The sequence below is a fragment of the Kitasatospora sp. NPDC004240 genome, assembly GCF_053603215.1.
In genome coordinates this window covers 1-17,513 of sequence record NZ_JBSGFD010000074.1, presented here as the reverse complement: position 1 = coordinate 17,513, position 17,513 = coordinate 1, and the positions used below count along the sequence as shown (strand labels likewise).

General features: G+C 71.3%; 16 protein-coding genes and 1 pseudogene. 12 read left to right on the top strand and 5 right to left on the bottom strand.

The genetic code is table 11. The annotated features are described in order from the left end of the window. Nucleotides 1-204: 204 nt before the first annotated feature. A complete protein-coding gene (locus ACWEQL_RS21155; RefSeq protein WP_452151818.1) occupies nucleotides 205-1,182 on the bottom strand; it encodes a C40 family peptidase in 978 nt (325 codons plus the stop codon). A 605-nt stretch (nucleotides 1,183-1,787) separates the two neighbouring features. Between ACWEQL_RS21155 and ACWEQL_RS21150 the strand changes: the two genes are divergently transcribed. From ACWEQL_RS21150 to ACWEQL_RS21125, 6 genes are all read left to right on the top strand, one after another. Continuing rightward, nucleotides 1,788-2,699 (top strand): hypothetical protein, encoded by a 912-nt coding sequence (locus ACWEQL_RS21150; RefSeq protein WP_452151817.1) that lies wholly within the window; start codon nucleotides 1,788-1,790, stop codon nucleotides 2,697-2,699. A gap of 91 nt (nucleotides 2,700-2,790) precedes the next feature. Beyond that, nucleotides 2,791-3,066 carry a hypothetical protein gene (locus ACWEQL_RS21145; RefSeq protein WP_452151816.1) on the top strand — a complete coding sequence of 92 codons (276 nt, stop codon included), beginning with the start codon at nucleotides 2,791-2,793 and terminating at the stop codon, nucleotides 3,064-3,066. 152 nt (nucleotides 3,067-3,218) lie between these two features. Beyond that, nucleotides 3,219-3,509: a hypothetical protein gene (locus ACWEQL_RS21140; RefSeq protein WP_452151815.1), complete on the top strand. Its 291-nt coding sequence runs from the start codon at nucleotides 3,219-3,221 to the stop codon at nucleotides 3,507-3,509. Continuing rightward, complete coding sequence (locus ACWEQL_RS21135) at nucleotides 3,506-3,898, top strand: hypothetical protein (protein ID WP_452151814.1); 393 nt, start codon at nucleotides 3,506-3,508, stop codon at nucleotides 3,896-3,898. The genes ACWEQL_RS21140 and ACWEQL_RS21135 overlap by 4 nt, the downstream gene beginning before the upstream one ends. Before the next feature lie 971 nt (nucleotides 3,899-4,869). Then, entirely contained in the window at nucleotides 4,870-5,514 is a 645-nt protein-coding gene (locus ACWEQL_RS21130; RefSeq protein WP_452151813.1) for a hypothetical protein, read from the top strand. A 559-nt stretch (nucleotides 5,515-6,073) separates the two neighbouring features. After that, nucleotides 6,074-6,295, top strand: a complete 222-nt coding sequence (locus tag ACWEQL_RS21125; RefSeq protein ID WP_452151812.1) for a hypothetical protein — start codon at nucleotides 6,074-6,076, stop codon at nucleotides 6,293-6,295. 370 nt (nucleotides 6,296-6,665) lie between these two features. Here the strand turns inward: ACWEQL_RS21125 and ACWEQL_RS21120 are convergent, their stop codons facing one another. After that, nucleotides 6,666-7,862 carry a hypothetical protein gene (locus tag ACWEQL_RS21120; RefSeq protein ID WP_452151811.1) on the bottom strand — a complete coding sequence of 399 codons (1,197 nt, stop codon included), beginning with the start codon at nucleotides 7,860-7,862 and terminating at the stop codon, nucleotides 6,666-6,668. A 314-nt stretch (nucleotides 7,863-8,176) separates the two neighbouring features. Between ACWEQL_RS21120 and ACWEQL_RS21115 the strand changes: the two are divergent. Beyond that, a pseudogene (locus ACWEQL_RS21115) lies at nucleotides 8,177-8,581 on the top strand (MerR family transcriptional regulator); the annotation flags it as partial. Nucleotides 8,582-8,617: 36 nt separating this feature from the next. On the opposite strand, the gene tpg reads toward ACWEQL_RS21115, so the two are convergent. Both tpg and tap read right to left on the bottom strand, forming a co-directional pair. Next, complete coding sequence (gene tpg / locus ACWEQL_RS21110; protein ID WP_452151810.1) at nucleotides 8,618-9,163, bottom strand: telomere-protecting terminal protein Tpg; 546 nt, start codon at nucleotides 9,161-9,163, stop codon at nucleotides 8,618-8,620. Between the two features lie 108 nt (nucleotides 9,164-9,271). After that, on the bottom strand, nucleotides 9,272-11,749 hold the full coding sequence (gene tap / locus ACWEQL_RS21105) for a telomere-associated protein Tap (RefSeq protein WP_452151809.1): 2,478 nt from the start codon (nucleotides 11,747-11,749) through the stop codon (nucleotides 9,272-9,274). Between the two features lie 294 nt (nucleotides 11,750-12,043). Between tap and ACWEQL_RS21100 the strand changes: the two genes are divergently transcribed. Continuing rightward, complete coding sequence (locus ACWEQL_RS21100; RefSeq protein WP_452151808.1) at nucleotides 12,044-12,772, top strand: hypothetical protein; 729 nt, start codon at nucleotides 12,044-12,046, stop codon at nucleotides 12,770-12,772. Nucleotides 12,773-13,022: 250 nt separating this feature from the next. Beyond that, nucleotides 13,023-13,388, top strand: coding sequence for a hypothetical protein (locus ACWEQL_RS21095; protein ID WP_452151807.1), 366 nt, complete (start codon nucleotides 13,023-13,025; stop codon nucleotides 13,386-13,388). Between the two features lie 334 nt (nucleotides 13,389-13,722). On the opposite strand, the gene ACWEQL_RS21090 is transcribed toward ACWEQL_RS21095, so the two are convergent. Next, complete coding sequence (locus tag ACWEQL_RS21090) at nucleotides 13,723-14,277, bottom strand: hypothetical protein (protein WP_452151806.1); 555 nt, start codon at nucleotides 14,275-14,277, stop codon at nucleotides 13,723-13,725. Between the two features lie 274 nt (nucleotides 14,278-14,551). Here ACWEQL_RS21090 and ACWEQL_RS21085 point away from each other — a divergent pair, with 274 nt between their 5' ends. From ACWEQL_RS21085 to ACWEQL_RS21075, 3 genes are all read left to right on the top strand, one after another. Beyond that, nucleotides 14,552-15,424 carry a hypothetical protein gene (locus tag ACWEQL_RS21085; RefSeq protein ID WP_452151805.1) on the top strand — a complete coding sequence of 291 codons (873 nt, stop codon included), beginning with the start codon at nucleotides 14,552-14,554 and terminating at the stop codon, nucleotides 15,422-15,424. Between the two features lie 268 nt (nucleotides 15,425-15,692). Next, the gene (locus ACWEQL_RS21080; protein WP_452151804.1) at nucleotides 15,693-16,820 is read left to right on the top strand and encodes a hypothetical protein; all 1,128 of its coding nucleotides are present in this window, start codon (nucleotides 15,693-15,695) and stop codon (nucleotides 16,818-16,820) included. 336 nt (nucleotides 16,821-17,156) lie between these two features. Further along, complete coding sequence (locus tag ACWEQL_RS21075; RefSeq protein WP_452151803.1) at nucleotides 17,157-17,381, top strand: hypothetical protein; 225 nt, start codon at nucleotides 17,157-17,159, stop codon at nucleotides 17,379-17,381. Nucleotides 17,382-17,513: the final 132 nt, after the last annotated feature.

Below are 17,513 nucleotides of genomic sequence, written 5' to 3'. Positions count from 1 at the left end.
GGCGCCCGTGGGCGACGACAGCGGGACGGGTGGCTGGTGTTCTTGATCCGCTGTCTCGCTGGGGCGCAGCGGTCCGGTGCTCGGTCTTCGACGCCGGTGTGCGCACGACAGCGGACGGGGTGGCTGGTGGTGCGCCGCTCGGATCTCACGTCGTTCACGTCCCGCTCGTCGGCGTCGACATCGTGGTTCCCATGTCGAGCCCCGTCAGGAGCGGGGGCCGATGTGGCGGTAGGCGACGACGCTGGACGCCGGGGGGAGCGGGGCGACGGTGACGGACTTGCCGCGACCGGGGGCGTGGATGACCTTGCCGTTGCCGATGTAGAGCTGGACGTGGCCACCGCCGTTGGTGATGATCAGGTCGCCTGGTAGCAGGGCCTTGCGGGTGGTCGCCTCGCCCGCCGTGGCCATGCCCCACGTGGTGCGGGGAAGCTTCACCCCGCCCGCCTGCCAGGCCCGCATGACCAGCCCCGAGCAGTCGAAGGAGTGCGGCCCCGTGGCGCCCCACGCGTACGGCTTCGTGACCTGGGCGCGGGCGTAGGCCACCGCCGCCGTGGAACCGCGCGCCGCTCCCTCGCCGTGGTCTGCGTCCTTGGCACGGTTCGTGTCCTTCTTCGTGCCGGTCCCCGGCGCGGTCTTCCTCTCCTGCGGCAGCTCCCGGACACCGAGGGCACCGGGCTCCGTCGCGCCCGGCACCACCAGGGACCCGGGCAGACCTCCAGGGCCGAGAACCCCGGACTCGACATCGGTGCCCGGCTGGTCCCAGGCCGCGGCCGGCGCGGCCGGGGCCGCGCCGGCGGGCGCCGAGCTGGGAGAGGCCACCGGCTCCGGGACGCGCAGGGTGGCGCCGGCGTAGATCAGCGTCGAGTCGCCCAGGCCGTTCAGCTCCTGCAGCGCGCGTACCGTCGTGTGGTGACGCTCCGCCAGTTCGGACAGGGTGTCACCCCACCGCAGCACCACCTCCCTCGTCACCACGGGAGCCGGAGCGTCCGTGGCGGGACCGGAGGTCGGGTCGGGCTCCCCCGGGGCAATGGCAGCACCGGGCGCGGGCTCGCCGGCGGCGGGCTCACCGGCCGACGCCACGGCAGCCGGGCTCGTCCTGCCCGCGGTCAGCTGGTGCACCCCCGCGCCCGTCAGCACGGCGCACAGCGCCACGAGCACGAGCGGCACAACACCCCGCCACATCCGCCTGCAGGCTACGGCCGCCCCGCCTCGCACCGGGCGGCCGACCGCGGGCTCGCCTTCGCCGTCCGCAGCCGCCATTTTCGTGGCGCCGGGCCGCGCATCCGCCGCCGCGGCCCGGACGGCCACACCCGTCATGCGTGCCGTCTCGCCCACACGCGGCCCGGCCGCCGTGAGCGGCCCCAGCCACACGCTCCGCTCGGGAACCGGGACCTGGCCCGCCGCCATACCCACCGCCGGGACCCGACGGCTCGCCGAAGCCGGGCCCGCTCCATCCGCGCCCGGGTGGGGTGGCCGCTGCGTCTGCCGTGTCATCACGACCTCTCTCACCGGCCGCACCCTCGGCGGCCCGCCAGGAAGCCTTTTCGAGGGCCGGTATGTCCGGCCAGACCTTCGGCGTCTGGGACAGTCCGGCCCTGTCCGTGCAGGTGGGACGGGGTGCGCGGGGCCGGAGCACGGGTGTCCCAAAGCTCGTGGGCGCCCCGCGCGGGGCGGCCGGACGGGCCCGGACTGTCCCGGACGCCTCACCTCATTGCCCCGCCCGCGACCCGCTGGGCAAGCTCACCGGGATCCGTGACCACAGGCAGAACAGGAAAAGGGGCACCGACATGCGACGGGGAACATGGCTCAGCGCCGGCTCCGGCCGACACCGCAAGACCGGCACCACGCGCCGCGGCCCCGGCCGGTGGCTCGGTGCCGGCCTGCTCCTGGGTGCCGCCGCCTTCGCCGTCCCCATCCTCGCCACCACCGGCAGCCAGGCCGCCCCCGTCCAGGGCGCCCCCCGCGCCGTCCCCGCCCAGTTCCACACCACCCCCTCCCCGTCCCCCACCCCCTCCCGGCCCGGCCCCAGCACCACCACGCCGCCCCCCGCCTGCACCTGCCCCGACACCACGGACGACACGGACAGCACGCAGGGGCCCACCCCCACGCCGAGTACCCCGCCCACCGAGCAGCCCGACCACAGCCAGCAGGGCGAGGACGACCGGTCCGACGAGGGCAGCGGCGGCAAGACCGACGAGCAGACACCGGAACAGCCGCCCGCCGACGGCAGCGACGAACCGCAGGACCCGCCCACCGACAACACCCAGGACAGTCAGGGCAGTCACGACCAGGACCCCGAGGACGCCGGTCAGGACAGCAAGGACAGCGAAGGCCAGGAGCCCAACCCCGGTGACCAGCCCACGCCCGGCAACGGCTGCACCTGCCCCCAGGACACGCCCACCGACAAGCCCGCCCCGGGCAACAAGGACGACACCCCGAAGCAGGACAAGCCCAAGGACACGAAGAAGTCGAAGAAAACACCGCCCAAGTCCACGAGCAAGGACAAGCACAAGAAGGCGGACAAGCCGAAGGACACGTCCAAGGACAAGGGCAAGAAGAAGCCGAAGAACAAGGGCAGGAAGAAGGTCGAGGAGAAGTCCGAGGCCCAGGCCACCGACAACTGCCCTGCCCACGACGACCAGCCCGGCCAGGTCGAACCCCACGACCCGACCACCGACCGCAAGCCGTTCATCGTCTGACGCACCCCACCGGCGGGCCACCCGCGCCGTCGCTCCGGACGCCGCGTACCGCTGCTCCGAGCAGCGCAGCCAGCTGGGCGACCAGAGCGAGGTGCCCGGCGAGCTGGACGCTGCGCTGGAGTGGGCCCGCGCCGGGGTGTGCGTCCTCCAGCAGTCGCTGCCCTGGCCGTTCCGCGACGTCCTGCTCTACGGCGAGCTCGACAACCGCCCCGCCCACCGCATCCTCTACTGCTACGCCGACCTGCTGCGCCGCCGCGACCCGAAGGCGGCCGCGCCGTGGTTCACCGCGCTGGTCCACCTCGACCCGAACGACAACATGGGCACCCGGTTCACCGTCCCCGACGGCCCCCGGGGCCCCGGTTTCTGAGCGGGTTGGAAGGCCGGCTACCCCTGCGTGTGGGGCGGCCGGGGCCTTCTGCGTGTCCGGGACGGGAGAGCCCGGTCAGGTCTTCCCGGGCTCGCCAAGAGCCCATCCAGGACTGGTACACCGCTGGTGTACCAGCGGTGTACGATCGCGGTATGGCTGATGCGACGATCAAGGTTTCCCCTGATACGCGTGACCGGCTGGCCGCCCTCGCGGCGGCCCGCGGCACCACGATCGGCGCCCAGGTGGCCCTGCTGGTGGAGCAGCAGCCCACCGCGGAACAGATCGCGGAGCGCGTGGCAGAGGGCCGCCGGCTGCTGCGGGAGCACTTCGGGATGACGCTCACCGATACGGAGCTGGACGAGGGCCCGAACCTGCTGCAGCGGGTCTATGACGTCGCCGCGGCCGACGCCCGCGCCAAGGTCGCCCCTCGGCGCAGCACGTGATCGTTCTGGATTCCAGCGCCCTGTCCGCGCTGGCCGCCGGTCATCCACGTCTGCACCGGATCGTGGATTCTGCTCTGCAGAGTCCGTTCCAGCATCTGCTGGTGCCGGTGCTGTGCCTGGTGGAGGCCGAGATCAAGGACGAGGGTGCCGCGAACGCGGTCCTGGCGCTGCCCGCGGTCGAGTTCGAGTCGCTGGACGCGAGTACCGCGGTGGTGGTGGCGACGATGGTCCGTGACGGCTACGGGGGCCAGGATCTGGCGCACGCGATCGCCACGAGTCTGCCCACGCCGGTGCGCCCGCAGCAGCATCTGATCCTGACGGCCCGACCGGATCTGTACCCGCCCGGGATCGTCGCCGTCGGCATCGACGACCCCCGTCTGGAGCCGTAGGTGCCGCTGGCGGGGGTGTGAGGGGTCGGGCTCGCCTGGAGCGACGGATGTCCCGGACGGAGCGTGGGTGCCCTCGCCCGCGATCGGGTCGGCCGCGGCCTGCGGGTTGTCGAACGAGGCGGGGGCCCGCCGCTGCGGTCGGGCGGGGGTGGCCCGCAGGACGCCCGCACCGATGAGAACCGCGCACACCAGCGCCATCACCAGCGGCACCGCCCTACGCCGCCGCACCCGCCGCCGGCCCCTCCGCGGTGCCCTGCCCCCATGCGCCGCAGGGGCAGGGTGTGGCGGAGCCGGGTGGTGCGCAGCCGTCGGCCGCGTGTCCTCGAAACCCGTCCAGCACCCCCTGGACGGGCCTTCGGCGTTCTCCGGAACCGCCACAGCTCGTACCCCGCGACTCCCGCTGTCGGCGTACACGGGTAGGTCTCGGCCGCGTACTGCTGAAGGGACTCGGTCGCTGATGCCGGTGCTGTCGAGCAGGGCTTGGGGTGGGGGAGATCAGGCCCCACAGGCGCCATTGCGGACGATGCGCAGGCGGGTCTGCAAAAGCAGATGGCCACTCCGGTGCAGAGCACGGGCGCACGTCGCACATGTCCGCGCAGAGCACTCTGGACTCCGGGCGCCGGCGCTGCAGGGCGTTGTCAACGCCGGGGCCCGGGGGCGATGTCGCCGCAGGCGGCACACAACGGCATCGCGCAGGTCAGCCTGGGCATGCCGGGGGCCTGCCTGGCCGCGGACAGCCTGTTGACCTGCGCAGACGCCACCGGACAGTCCCGGACGGGAAAAACCTTCCCTCGCCGATCGTGCCAGGCACAAGCTGTGACCACCGCCCAGGGATCACCGGTGGCACCGCGCCGAGGTGCCCACCGCTGCGAAGAGGGCGTCGTGTTGAGCCCCCGTCAACAGGAGGGCCTCAGCGCATCACCCAGGCCCAGCCGGGCCTCCCGTTTCCCCTCCAGAAGAAGGAGTACGTCATGTCCGCCCTTCGAGCACGCCTTGCCCGGCCCATGATCGCCGCCGCCGTCGCGGCCGCCCTGGTGGGCGGCGCTGTCGCCCTGAACGGCGTCGAGGACACCCTCACCGAGAACGCCGCCGCCCAGCCGGCCGTCACCGATACGACCCCGCACCGGACCGCCACCACCGAAGGAGCCGCCGTCGAGGAGGGCGAGGACACCACCTCGCAGGTCGTCATCCCCGCCGGTGACAGCCGCGCCACACAGGCCCGGCGCGGTGCCTGCGGTGACGAACTCATCCCCGCTTTCAAGGTCACCGTGGGCCACGGCGGCGCTGAGGTGACCGTTCCGCTCCCCTCCGGCTTCCTGCACCACTGCACCCGGGGCACCGGCCTGCGCATCGGCTCCGAGTGGGCCGCGTACACCCCGGCGCCGATCGGCCTCGCCAAGGACCGGTTGTGCAACTGGAGGATCGACTTCGTCTACCGCGATCTCAACAACAAGGTCTACAAGACCGTCAAGGGCAAGAACCACCCCACCTGCGAGTTCGTGGGCGCGGTGGAATGGAACGCCGGCAACCGGACCTTCAAGCTCGGCACGTCCTGCGCCGAACTGTGGATCGCCGGCACGAAGCGCGGCGCCCAGTGCCACAACATCACCAGGTAGAACCGCGATTCGCACCCGGTGCGAATCACCGATGATGGCGGCCGCCTGCAGGTCGACGGGGTGGCCGGCCCGGAGACCGAGCACGCCCTCGCCGGCGGCAGCACGTCGACCACGCCCGCCGGCTCCGCCGTCCGCGACAGGATCGTCTCGGTCGCCTGCAGCCAGATCGGCGTCGCCGAGGGCACCGCGGAGTGCAACACGTACGTGCCTCACGGCCAGACCTGCAAGGTCGGCTGGTGCGCGGCGTTCGCCGAAACGAAAACCCCTAGCTGCCCGGGACCGGTCCACACGGTCCCGGGCAGCGCCCGTCCGGCAAGGACCGCAGCGCAACCCAGGCCGCACCCTGCGGGTACGTCGTCCCAGGAAGGCGCGAGTCGCCTGCTGCAGCTCGGATAGGCCCCTGCCCGGAGGGCCGGGGTCGAAGATGCGAGAGGTGTCACGAACTCGACCCCGCAGAGGTGTTCGGCGGGGTCAGGTCCTTCGCCGAAGCGGATGCGCGCAGCCTGCCTCCACCCGCGCGGTACCGTGCTGACAGCAACTGCGGAGGGATATCGGGCCCATGGAATCGGAGCGAAAGGCCGTTACCGTTACCGTGGCCGAGGACGGCTGGTATGGCGACCGCGACTACGAAACCGCGATCGAGCGGGGCGAGCGCGCGGCGCGATGCGGCTTGGCAGTGAGCGCCGGAGTCGCTGCTCTGATGGTTGGCGCGGCCGCATTGGCGATCTTGCTGGGCTTCGTCGTGCTGGTTGGCGGTGCCCTTCTCTTCGTCAACCGATAGTTGCCCCGGGCCTTATGGGGCCCGCCACCTCGCGGCATGACCGGTGCGCAGAACGTTCAGGTTCGCCCCCGCCCGCGCAGTCGGCGGCGGGCGAGCGGCGGCCTCGCGCGGGGCAGAGCCGGTCAGCGGGAACCCGGCCCATCCGACGCCGCCGGCGGCCGAACCGGTGCGCAGGGCGATAGACCCGGACGGCGGCGACACCAGGCGAGTCACCGGAAAAATGCGAGCGGCCCCGGGGTGGGCAATGAGTAAAGCCCCGGGAGCCATAGGCAATCCTCTCACCCCGCGCCCGGCGGCGCCCCGGCCCGGACGATCTGGTCGACGCCCCTGGCGAAAACGGGGGCGGCCACTGGTTCCGGGGACCGGTCCCTTACTCGGTCGAGGCCGCGAGTTGGGTCTGGGCCAGGCCGAGCAGGGTGAGGGCGTCGCGTGGGCCTGTGGACAGCAACGGTTGGCTGTCGTCGGCGTCGACGACGGGCCGGCGGTCGATGAGGGCCACCCAGGCGTTGGGCGGGTCGACGATGCCCTGCTCGATCCAGCCGAACAGCCGGCCGTCCCGCTCGACCGTGTGGAGGCTCGGATGGTCCGGCCAGGAGTGCACCACCAGCCCGCCGCCGAGGGCGTGGGAACGCTCCGCGGCCCCCAGGCCGCGATCGGCCGGAACGGAGAGCCGGGGCATGAGCTCTCCGAGCGCGAGGGATGGAACCGAGCCGACCGAGAGCTCCTGGACCGGCTCGTCCCGGACAAACGCCTGCCCTCGCTGCTGGACCGGCATGACGGGCACCGTCGGCGCGGAGGCCGGCTGGGAGGCCCCTGCCCCAGCGGGCGATTCGAGGCGCGAAGAAACCATCGGGTCGACGGCCGGCGACGCATCGGGGCGGGTTTCGACGCGTGGCGAATCAGCCGACATCAGGGGCTCGCCGGATTCAACGCGCGGGGAAACTAACGAGTCGACGGCCAGCGTCCGGTCGGACCGGGTTTCGACGCGCGAAGAAACCGCCCCGGACTGTCCGGTCGCCTCGGCCCCGGAACCCGCCGACACCTCGACACCGCCGCGCTCGACCTGAACCCGGGTCACGACCATCGCATGGCGCAGCACATGGGCCGTGCGCACGAGGCGCTGGGTAGCGGCGCCGACGGAGGCCCCGAAGACTTCCAGGGCCTGCTCGGCCTGCGGGTCTTCGCCGCCCTGGCGGGCCTCGCCGAGGCGCTGGAGGTAGCGGACGGCGGCCCGCTCGACAGTGCGGGCGAGCTCCAGGAGCTCGAGTTCACCGCCCTCCGGATTGCCCGGCGATTCGACGCGCGAGGCAATCAGGGCATCGGTGAGGGCGGCCTGCTGGCGGTCGGCGCGGCGCTTCCGGTCGGCCTTGGAGGAGCAGGAGCGGGAGCAGTAGCGGGGTCGCCGGCCGGGGCCGGTGGTGCGCAGCTCGACCTTCTCGCACACCGGACACAGGAGCGCCGGCTGTCCGTCAATTCCGTGCGCGTCGTTTCCGCCGGGCACCTCATTTCCGCGCGCGTCGATTCCCTCGGTGGTGCCGTTTCCGCGCGCGTCTAAATCATGCTCCATGACCGGGATCGTAGCCCCAGCCCCTGAACGCCGTACACCCGCTGCGCCCGATCCCCGCGCCACTCGCCGGGGCGCCTGTGGCGAGCACCCCACTCGAGGGGTTGATCGGCGCGCTGACGGGTGTAGAGGCGTGCGGGCCCGCCGGCTCGATCCCATCGTCGCCAGGCCGGAGCAGGGGGCTTGATCGGCGCTCTCGAATGCCTACCGCGCGGCCCGACGGACCCGTCAGACGCGGTGTCCGCACTCCCGTGCCGGCTTCCGCCTCTCCAGGTCCGCCTGTTCATCACGGCGTACGAGACGAAGGAGTGATGGCCGTGGACGAGGTGGAGGCCCTGCGCGGCCACCACCACCGTCTCCTCGCCGAACGGGACCGGCTGGACACCCTGGCCACCACCGTTGCCCGCACCCTCGCCGACCTGGAGCGATCCCGAAAGGACGGCCGGCCCATGACCGTCAACCGCCCGGAGAACCTCTTCGAGGGCATCCAGCCCGACCAGTACGAGGACGGCCTCCAGGACTTCCCCGAGCTCGCCGAGGCGACCAACCGCCGCACCGCGACGATGGACGCCGCCGAGCCCGAGGCGGGCCGGCGCGAGCGTCCGGCCGGGATGATCCGCCTCGCGGCGCTACTGGCGGCCGGTACCCCGGCCTCCGCCGACTCCGTCCAGGCCGAGATCGACGCCCGGTACCGCTCACTGGCCAAGTTAAGTGCCCGGTCACAGGGGCGCAGCGGTCGCGGACCGTCCGTGGCCGGGCTACAGCCCTTCCACGTCCATCCAGGCGATGTCGTTCAGCTCGACGTCGAGGCCGGTGGCGCGGGTGCCGCCGTCCTTGAAGTAGTGGTCGCGCAGGGCGCCTGCGAGGATCTTCTCCTGCTGCGTCTGGGTGGCTCCGGCGTCGCGGGCCTCGTAGAGCCGCTGGGCGACGGAGCCGGGCATCTTCTGGGTGATCGTCCGGGGGCGGGGGTCATCCGTCGAACCGCCGGCCGCGCTGTAGCCGAAGGTCGCCTGGATGTGGAGCATGAAGCCGTTCTTCTGCGCGTCGCGGCGCACGCGTTTCCTCACGCCCGGCTGCCAGGTGGCGCGGACCTTGGTCTCGATGGCCTTCGCAGCCGCGGGCTTCGGGGTGCCCTGGCCCTTGAGCCAGCGCTGCACCGTGCGCTGGGAGACACCGAGATCCTGGGCGAGCTTCTTGGTGGAGCCCTTGGTGCCCTTGAGCAGGAAGCGCATCCTCGCGGGCACGGACTGCGGGATCGGGCGGGTGCGCTCGGCGCGTTCCAGGCCCTCGTCGATCTCCCCCATCGAGGTCTCCTTCCGTGGGGTGAGGTGGTGGCGGCCGACCCGGCGATCGGCGCCGGGCGGGCGAGGTCACAGGGCCGGGCCCGCGCGGTACGGGCCCGGCCGGGCTGGCTACTCGTCGGCGCAGACGAGACCGTCGGCCTTCATGTGGCGGGCCGGATTCGCCCCGTCGGCCACCAGCTGGGTGATCTCGGCCATCGGCCGCGAGCCCTCGAACTTCACGTGCCCGGGCGACACCCCGAGGCGCAGCGAGGTGGTGAGGGTGGCGTCGGGTGTGGTGAGGACGTCCAGGGCGCCGGGGCCCGGGGCGGCGAAGACGGCGCAGTCGGAGAGCACGGCGAAGGCGTGCAGGCCGGTGTCGGCAGCCATCTTGCGGAGTTTGCGGTGGAGGTTGACGGTGGCGGTGTCGATGACCAGGGCGCGCATGAGGGGGTCCCAGGTGGGGCGGTCCAGGGCGGGCCAGCGTTCGCCGGGCTTGTAGCCGTGGCCGCGGGGGCGTTCGCGGAACTTGCCGATGGTGCCCTTGGCGGTCTGCTTGATTGCGGTGAGGACGGCGAGTTCCGCCGGGTCGCCGGTGGTCTTGAGGGGGGCCATGGCGTCCAGAAACGTGACGGGGTCGCGGTCGGCGAGGGTGAGCGGGACGCCGAGGGAGGCCATCGTGTCCATGTAGGCCTGGCGCAGGTGCTTGTGCCACGGGTCGAGGTAGGGGCCGCTCTCGTGGCGCAGCCAGCCCTCGACGGGCTGCACGGTGGCGCCGAGTTCCAGGGCGTAGGCGACCTTCACCGTGGAGTACCAGGCAGGTCCCGTCGGGCGGGTGCCGTCCGCGGTGAACGGCGACGGGAGCAGCAGGTCCGTCTCGACATGGGAGAGGTCGACCAGCCAGGAGCCGGGGATCTTCTTGTCGAAGACCGGGTTCAGCTCGTGCACCGGACCGGACAGCGGCAGGGTGAGGCGGCCGGCGGCGGCAAGGAACGCCATGTTGACGTCCAGGCCGACCGCGAACGGCGCCGCCTGCTCCTGCTCGGTGAGGGGGCGGTGCCAGTCCCACGCCTCGGTGACCAGCTCGCCGCCCGCCTCCCGGCCTTCCGCGAGCGGGTGTACCTCGGGGACCTCCGGCGGCGCCGGGTCGAACGCGTCCCGGGGTCGGGAGCCCTCCACCGGGCCGGACGTCCAGCCGGCCTCGGTGCGCATCGCGCGGGTCGCAGGGCGCAGCGCGGTGACGAGTTCCAGGCCCGTCACGGCGGTGGAGCCGCGCGGGGTGAGGACCCGGGTGGCGTAGGTGCCGAGCAGGCGCGCCAGGCCGGGGGCGGTGAGGCCGTCGGGGATGGTCCAGCCGCCGGAGGTGAGGGCGCCCCAGGCGGGGATGCACAGCTGGACGCACTGGCGCTTGCCGTCCTCGGGGGTGCGGTAGATCCGGGCCCACGGCCCGAGTCCGCGCTGGGTGAGCAGCCAGCCGGCCTTCTCCAGCGCCTTGACGGCCCTGTGGGTCTTCGGCAGCTGACCCAGGCGCTGGACGAAGTCCTTCTTCTCGTCCCGGCCCATCGTCGGCAGGCCGAGCTCCGTCAGGGCGGCATCGGTCAGGACGACCAAGGCGTCGCCGTCCTTGCCGTGCCGGTGCAACCTGGGCGAGCCGATCCCCGCCTCCAGCGCCCACTCCACGACGGCCGCCAGGGTGTGCCCGGCCGGGGCGGTGAGGGCCTGGGTGCCGTCGGCGAGGTAGGCCACCAGGGCCCGGCCGGACGGGGCGACGTCCAGCACCGCGAGCGGGCCTGCCGGGAACCGCGCGGCCGCGGCCGCCTCCCAGTCCGCCTCGGCGTCTGCCTTCTTTGCCGGAGCCTTACGCCCGCGGGACGACGCCGCCGCACGCGACGACGACTCGCGGCGCGGCGCAGCCACCGGACCGGCCGCGGGGGCGACCTGGCGGGGCGCAGCGACCGAGGCGGCCGGCTCCGACGACACCACAGCCGGGACGGGCTGCGCAGCGGCCGGGACGGTGCCGGGGCGGCAAAACCCTCCCAGGTGCATCGGGTGGCCCTGGGAGCGGTAGACCGACGGCTGACCGCACTGCACACACGGAGCCGCCGACCCCATCGCCAGCGAGCCGTCCGCATTCTGGTCCAGCATCACCAGCTGCGCCACCGGCTCGGCGGCCGGGGTCTGCTGCTCGGCCACCGGGACCGCCGCGAACGCCTCCGGCGCCGTGGCCGGGGCCGCCGGGGCGGCGGGATCCGGGACAGCCGCCTGCCGCGCGGCCTCGGCCGTGACCGGATCGGGCGCAGCGTCGGTGCGCACAAGGCCGGCAGCCTGCGCCCGGCGCAGCCACTCGGTGGGCTCCACCGTGCCGTGCTGGAGCGCCAGCGTCGCCAAGAACGCGATGTACACCTCGCGCTTGGGCGGGCGGGGCTCCGTCGTCCCGGCCTCCCACCGCACGATCGTCTCCCGACGCGTCTTCAACGCCGCGGCCAGCTCCTCCTGCGTGTACTCGCCAGCCTTGCGCAGCCGTTCCCGTTCGGCCGGGACGGGCAGGTCATCCACCGGCCGCGGCCGCGCCAGCAGCGCATCGATCGACGCGAACAGGTCATCACTCACGGGCCCACCTCCACCCCACACCCTAGCCTGAAAGTAACTCTTGGATCGCACTTTTCAAGCGCACATCACTCAATCGGGACACCGCGAAGCAGCCCGTCCGACGAAGGGGCCACTGCCCTTCAGCAAATGACCTTGACCATTTGCCAGATGATCTTGACGGACTGGAGGTTTCTGCCACTTGATCTTGATCGGCGGCGGGGGTGCTTGTCGGTCTTCTCGTGCCCACTTGGCGGACAGCCGAGATCGTCTACCGCCAGGGCAACGTCGGTCAGTGGCATGCCGTAGGGTCCGCGCATGATCATGCGTCCCATCAGCCAGGCAGACGGGCCATACAGTGCCGCCTTCCTGCCGCGGCAGCAGATGACCCTCAGGGCAGCCGAGCAGCCGATATCGGAACCGGTGGCCAAGCTCGGCGGCCAACCCGTATGGCTGGACGGGCCCGCATGGCCGGTGGATCCATCCACCGGCAGCCCACTGGTGTTCATCGGCCAGTTCCCGGTCCCCGGAGACGAACTCCGCCTGGCTTACCTCTTCGTCGACGAGGAAGACAGGATCATGGGCGGGACCAACCCGGAGGCCGGCGACGCGGTCCTGCTCGTGCAGCCCGACGGCCGTATCCCGCCCTTCGCCGCCATCGGGCCACCGGGCACCCAGGGGCGGACGCTTTGGCGCTGGGGTCCGGACGAATCCGAGATCCCGGTCGAGTGGTATGTCGACCTGCAGTCGGTATCCCCCGAGATCGACCGCTCGATCGACGACCAGGCGGCGTTCGAGCGGAGCCTGCGAGGCGAGGGGCCGGCCGTCGAGGTGCCCGATGGGGAGGACCTCCACGACTACATGGGCGGCGTCGCCCGCTACCCCAACCTCTTCGCGCGAGTCGAGGCTCCGTGGCAGTTCCTCTTCAAGATCAGTGACGCACCCGATGACGAGGATCCGTACTTCCTCAACTTCGGATACGGCTACGGCTACGGCTTCGTCAGCCCCGACCACCGCGAAGGCCGCTTCTTCTGGGAGTGCTCATAGACACCCAACCCCGCGAACCCGTGACGCGTTGACCAGCCAGCCAGCACCCACGGCCCCGTCAAGATCGTTTGGAAAACAGCCAAGATCATCTGGCACGGGACACAGTTGTCCTCTGACACGCGATCTTGACCGATTGTCCCGTCTCAGGCGACCTGGTCTCCATCTCAGAAGATCTGGTCCGATTCGATCGTCGTCTCAGGCGTTCGGGTCCATCGGTGCCGCTGTCGGGAGTGACTGGCAGGCTGCGCCCATGAGCTATGACCTTGCTGTGTGGGAGGGCGAGCGGCCGGCAGATAGCGCCGCTGCGGCCCGGTGCTTCACCGATCTGTACGACCGGTACATCGACACGGACGAGCCCACGGTTCCTCCGGTGGAGCGGATAGAGGCCTTCGTCTCCGCACTCCTGGAACGGTGGCCAGATCTCACCGAGGACGAGGACGAGGACGACATTTCGCCTTGGTCAACTGGCCCGCTGATCAGAGAAGCCCGCGGCCCGCTGATCTACTTCCCGATGCGCTGGAGCATGGCGGTGGAGGCGTCCGCCTACGCGGCGGAGGTTGCATCGTCGATGGGCCTCAACTGCTTCGACCCCCAGGCACGGCAACTTCGGCCATGACGAGGGCACGAGACCAGATCACCTGAGACAACACCTGGCATCCATCCATCCGTCCGGGACCAGACCATCTGAGATTTTCGGCCGCCCGGCGTCTCAGTTGACCTGGTCGCCGCAGGTCAAAGCCCTACCTGCAGACCAGATCAACTGAGACGGGACACCGATGTCAGGGCTTCTGCCAGATGATCTCGGCTGATCGGTGCTGCTCAGTGGGCATGCCGTGGCGTCGGGCCGGTAGACGGTCTCGCAGAAACGGACACCTGGCCGGTCGCTCGTGCGATCAGCGCGCTTCCGGCGCTCCTTCGGCGGCCGGTGCACATTGCTCGGGGATGCGTGGTCACCACATGCGGTCCCGCCACTCTGCCGTGGGGAGATAGGTCTCGGAGTAGTCGCCGATCCGCTCCGCCCAGCGGGAGTCGACGAGCATCGCCCTCGTGAGGAGCACGTCATCGGCCCGCTGGGTGCTACTGAACAGCCCGAGCTCCTCCGAAGCGAGGTCCCCCAGGTGGTTGTGCTGCAGGTCGACGTCGTGGGTGTCCGCGTACGCGGTGAGGTCGCCCACCAGCTCGGACGGCACCCGGCCCACCAACGGCAGACCGTCCAGGAAGACCTGCGGGCCGCGGCGCGCGTCGAACGCCGCGCCCACCAGGCGCCCGGTGCCGAAGTACGCGGTGACGGCCGCCAAGGTCGGCACGTGCGGGAGATTGAACTCACGGCTCACCACGAACCCGCCGTGCGGTCGGACCCTCCTCCAAGGGTCGGGCACGAGCTCGCCGTTGAGCGCCTGCTCCGCCTCCACGGCGGTCATTCCGAACCGCAGCGGGCCCATTCGGTGGAGCGGCTCCAACGTCCACTGGATCCGCTCGTCCGCCGCAACAACATCCCAGCTCACGTGTCCCGCACCCCTTCTCACTGCCGGCCCCGGACGCCGCGGGCCGGGTCGGCTGATCCGTCCGGCCTAGGGGACCGTACGGCAGAGCAGTGACAGCCCGTACCAGCAGGCACTCAACTGCACCGGTCAAGATCATGTGGCAATCGGTCAAGATCACCTGTCAGAGGACGGCAGTTTGCGAGTGGATCAGCCTGGTTTGCGACTTCGTCCCGCACGGGGCTCCGCCCTGCCAGGGCCCGGAAGACAGCCGATCTGCACCTGGTTGAATCAACGGATGAGTGAGCCCTTGGTCGACCTGGGAGTCGTCACAACACCGTCCGGAGCGCTGGTCCTGGGGATGGCCGGCTCGATCGACCAGTGGCCCGAACACGGCGACCCACTGTCCGTGCGGGCAACGGCTGCGGCGAAGCAGGGCGGCGGCCACCTCCACGAGCCTGCGGACCGCCCGAGCCAGGAGTGGTTCTGCGAGGCGGTCGCGGTGCCGGCCGCGTCCGACCGACCGTTGAAGGTCCGCGCACAGACGTGGGATTCGTACGACGGGCCGGTCATCACGGTCCTGGAGGTCGACCTCGGCCTGCCCTGGCCGGGCGATCCCGGCGGAGAGCCGGTCCATCTCGGCGACCTGCCGATCGACCGGTGCGGCATGGTCCTCGGGGACGCCCACGCCCTCGACTCGTTCGTCGGGCTGTCCGGCGAGTCGATCGACGGGCTCGCCGATGTCACCTACCGGGGAAAGTATGAGGACGACGCCCACGCCCGCTTCGGCGGCGATCCGATGTCCCAGGTCGACGCGCGGCGCGGCCCCTACGGGCGGCTCGATCTTCCCCTCCACGAGGCCCACGAGCGCGCCGACCAGATCAGGGACTGGCTGTCGAAAGGGCCCCGCATCGGCCTGGTGGTCTCCGTGGACCCCCACACCCACTTCCACCTGCTCGACCGGGCCGGCGAGGCCCACCCCCTGCTCGCCGGGCAGATCGAACTCGACGGGGCCCGGATCCTGCGCCTTGGCTGGGACCCCGGCGACCACTCCATGCGCCACCGCGGCGAACGTGCCCGGGACCAGGTCTACGCCGTCACCCTGGAACGGGCCGGCACCACCACCCTGCTGCGCTGGACAATCCCCGCAGAAGCCGACGACCCCGAATAGGCAGCCAAGCCGCACAAGGCAGTCGGCCGTGCGGAGCGACGGCGAGCGAACAACTGGACGAACCCGCCTCGCAAGGTATCGCGCTCCACTCTCGAAAACTGCCCTGCACAAGTTCTAAACGATCACGCGCAAACTACGGTGCTCCGTCGCACCCGCCTCCTTGTGCCTGAACTCGGTACGCGGCCAACGGGACAGCCTTGTTGGCCGGACGGGACGCCTTGGCTGGGTCGACGGATCAGGCCCAAACCGGTCCGACTAGGCTGCGGCGGTGACTCTTCAGCCGCCCCGTCCTCTCACCGTCGAAGCAGCCGAGGCGCTCCACCGCCTGCACGGCGCCGACCTCGCGCCCGGCCTGAGCGAGCAGGAGCTGGACACGGTGGAGGCGCGGTTCGGCTTCCGGTTCGCGGCCGACCACCGGGTCTTCCTGGGAGCCGGGCTTCCCCTGGGCAAGGGCTGGCCGGACTGGCGTGACAGCGAGGACCCCGGCGCGCTGCGCGACAGCCTCAACCGGCCGGTCGAGGGAACGCTCTTCGACGTCCGTCACAACAGCTTCTGGTACCCGGCGTGGGGTGAGCGACCAGAGCAGGCCAAGGCTGCCGTCCGGATCGCGAAGACCTTCCTGGCCGACGTCCCCCAACTCGTCCCGGTCTTCGGCCACCGCTACCTGCCGGGTACTCCCGGGCAGTTCGGGCACCCCGTCCTGTCGGTCTACCAGACCGACATCATCTACTACGGAGCTGACCTCACCGACTACATCCGCCACGAGTTCGCCGGCCTGCCGGCCCAGCTCGACGACGCCCGTGCCACCGTCCCGTTCTGGTCGTACGTCCTCGGGGAAAACAACGGCATCCCTAGGCCGGCCACCTACACAACGCGGTACGACCCCTACGCCCGCAGCGCCGAGAAGGCGCTCACGGACCTACGGATGCTGGCCCTCGAACGCTCCCTGGGACGACACGTCCGTGCGGACCAGCTCATCCAGGCCGGACTGGTCGCCCTTGTCCTGGACATCGACACGCCCTCGCTGCGGCTGCTCGCCGGGCTCGGCCGCTCCGAGGAGCCGCAGGCAGCCGGGCTCTTCGGCCAGGTCATGGACGAACTCGGTCTGTTGGCGGGCCTTCCCGTGGAGGAGCCGGAGATCCGCTGGGAGCTCGCCCGCTGGTGGCTCACCCTGATCGTGAAGGGCGGCATCCACCCGGCCACCGGCGCCGACCTCCTGGGGCACGAGGCGTGGTCACCGCTCGGCTGCCCCGAAGCTCTGCACTCGATCGCCAGCGACAGTGTCCGGTACGAGAACTGGAGCCCGGCGTTCGAGGACTCGCTGGAGGCCATCGCCGCGCGGATCGTCGCCGAGGCCACCCGACTGCTCGCCGGACCCTGGCCGCCGCTCCCCTGACCCACAACACCACCGACACGTCAAGGTCCTTTCGGTCCAGACCGACTCACCCGGCCAACACGGCTGTCCCATCCGGCCGATTAGGAAGTCCAGGCACACGTCCGATCCCACCGGCCGGAGTCGGGCGGGTACGCGGCCTCCCGACAGCGCACCGCTTCCGTACGCTGAGGGCCGGTCCTCCCGCGAACGACGAGCGCGGGAGGACTCTCGGCGCTCCCACCCGTACACCGCTCACACGGCTCTCTCCGACAAATGATCGCCGGTGACAGTGCAGGTAACAGGTGGCGCTCCACGGCGGCGGTAGATCTTCGGCAGCGTTCTCCATAGGCTCAGGACATGTCTAACGAGTGGTCCTTCCCCGCCGACCTCATTCAGCTCCGACGGGAGTACAACGCGGCCAGACGCTCGATGTGGGCGGATGCGATGGAGTCACCCGGGCCTCGCCACGCCCAGTTGGAACTCCGCGAGCGGATCTCGGCCCACTCCTTCTGGGCATCCGTTCCCGAGGAGCGGAGGCACCTCGCCAACCGGGCGCTCGAACAGGCTGTCGGCAACGGCTGAAATCGGGCCGGTCTGATCGGTTCAATTGTGGGCCATCGTGCGGTCTTGTTCAGCCGTTGTTGGTGGTCGGGGTGCGGCCGAGTTCGCGGCCGCGCATGCGGTAGGACTCGCCTTTGAGGGAGTGGACCTCGG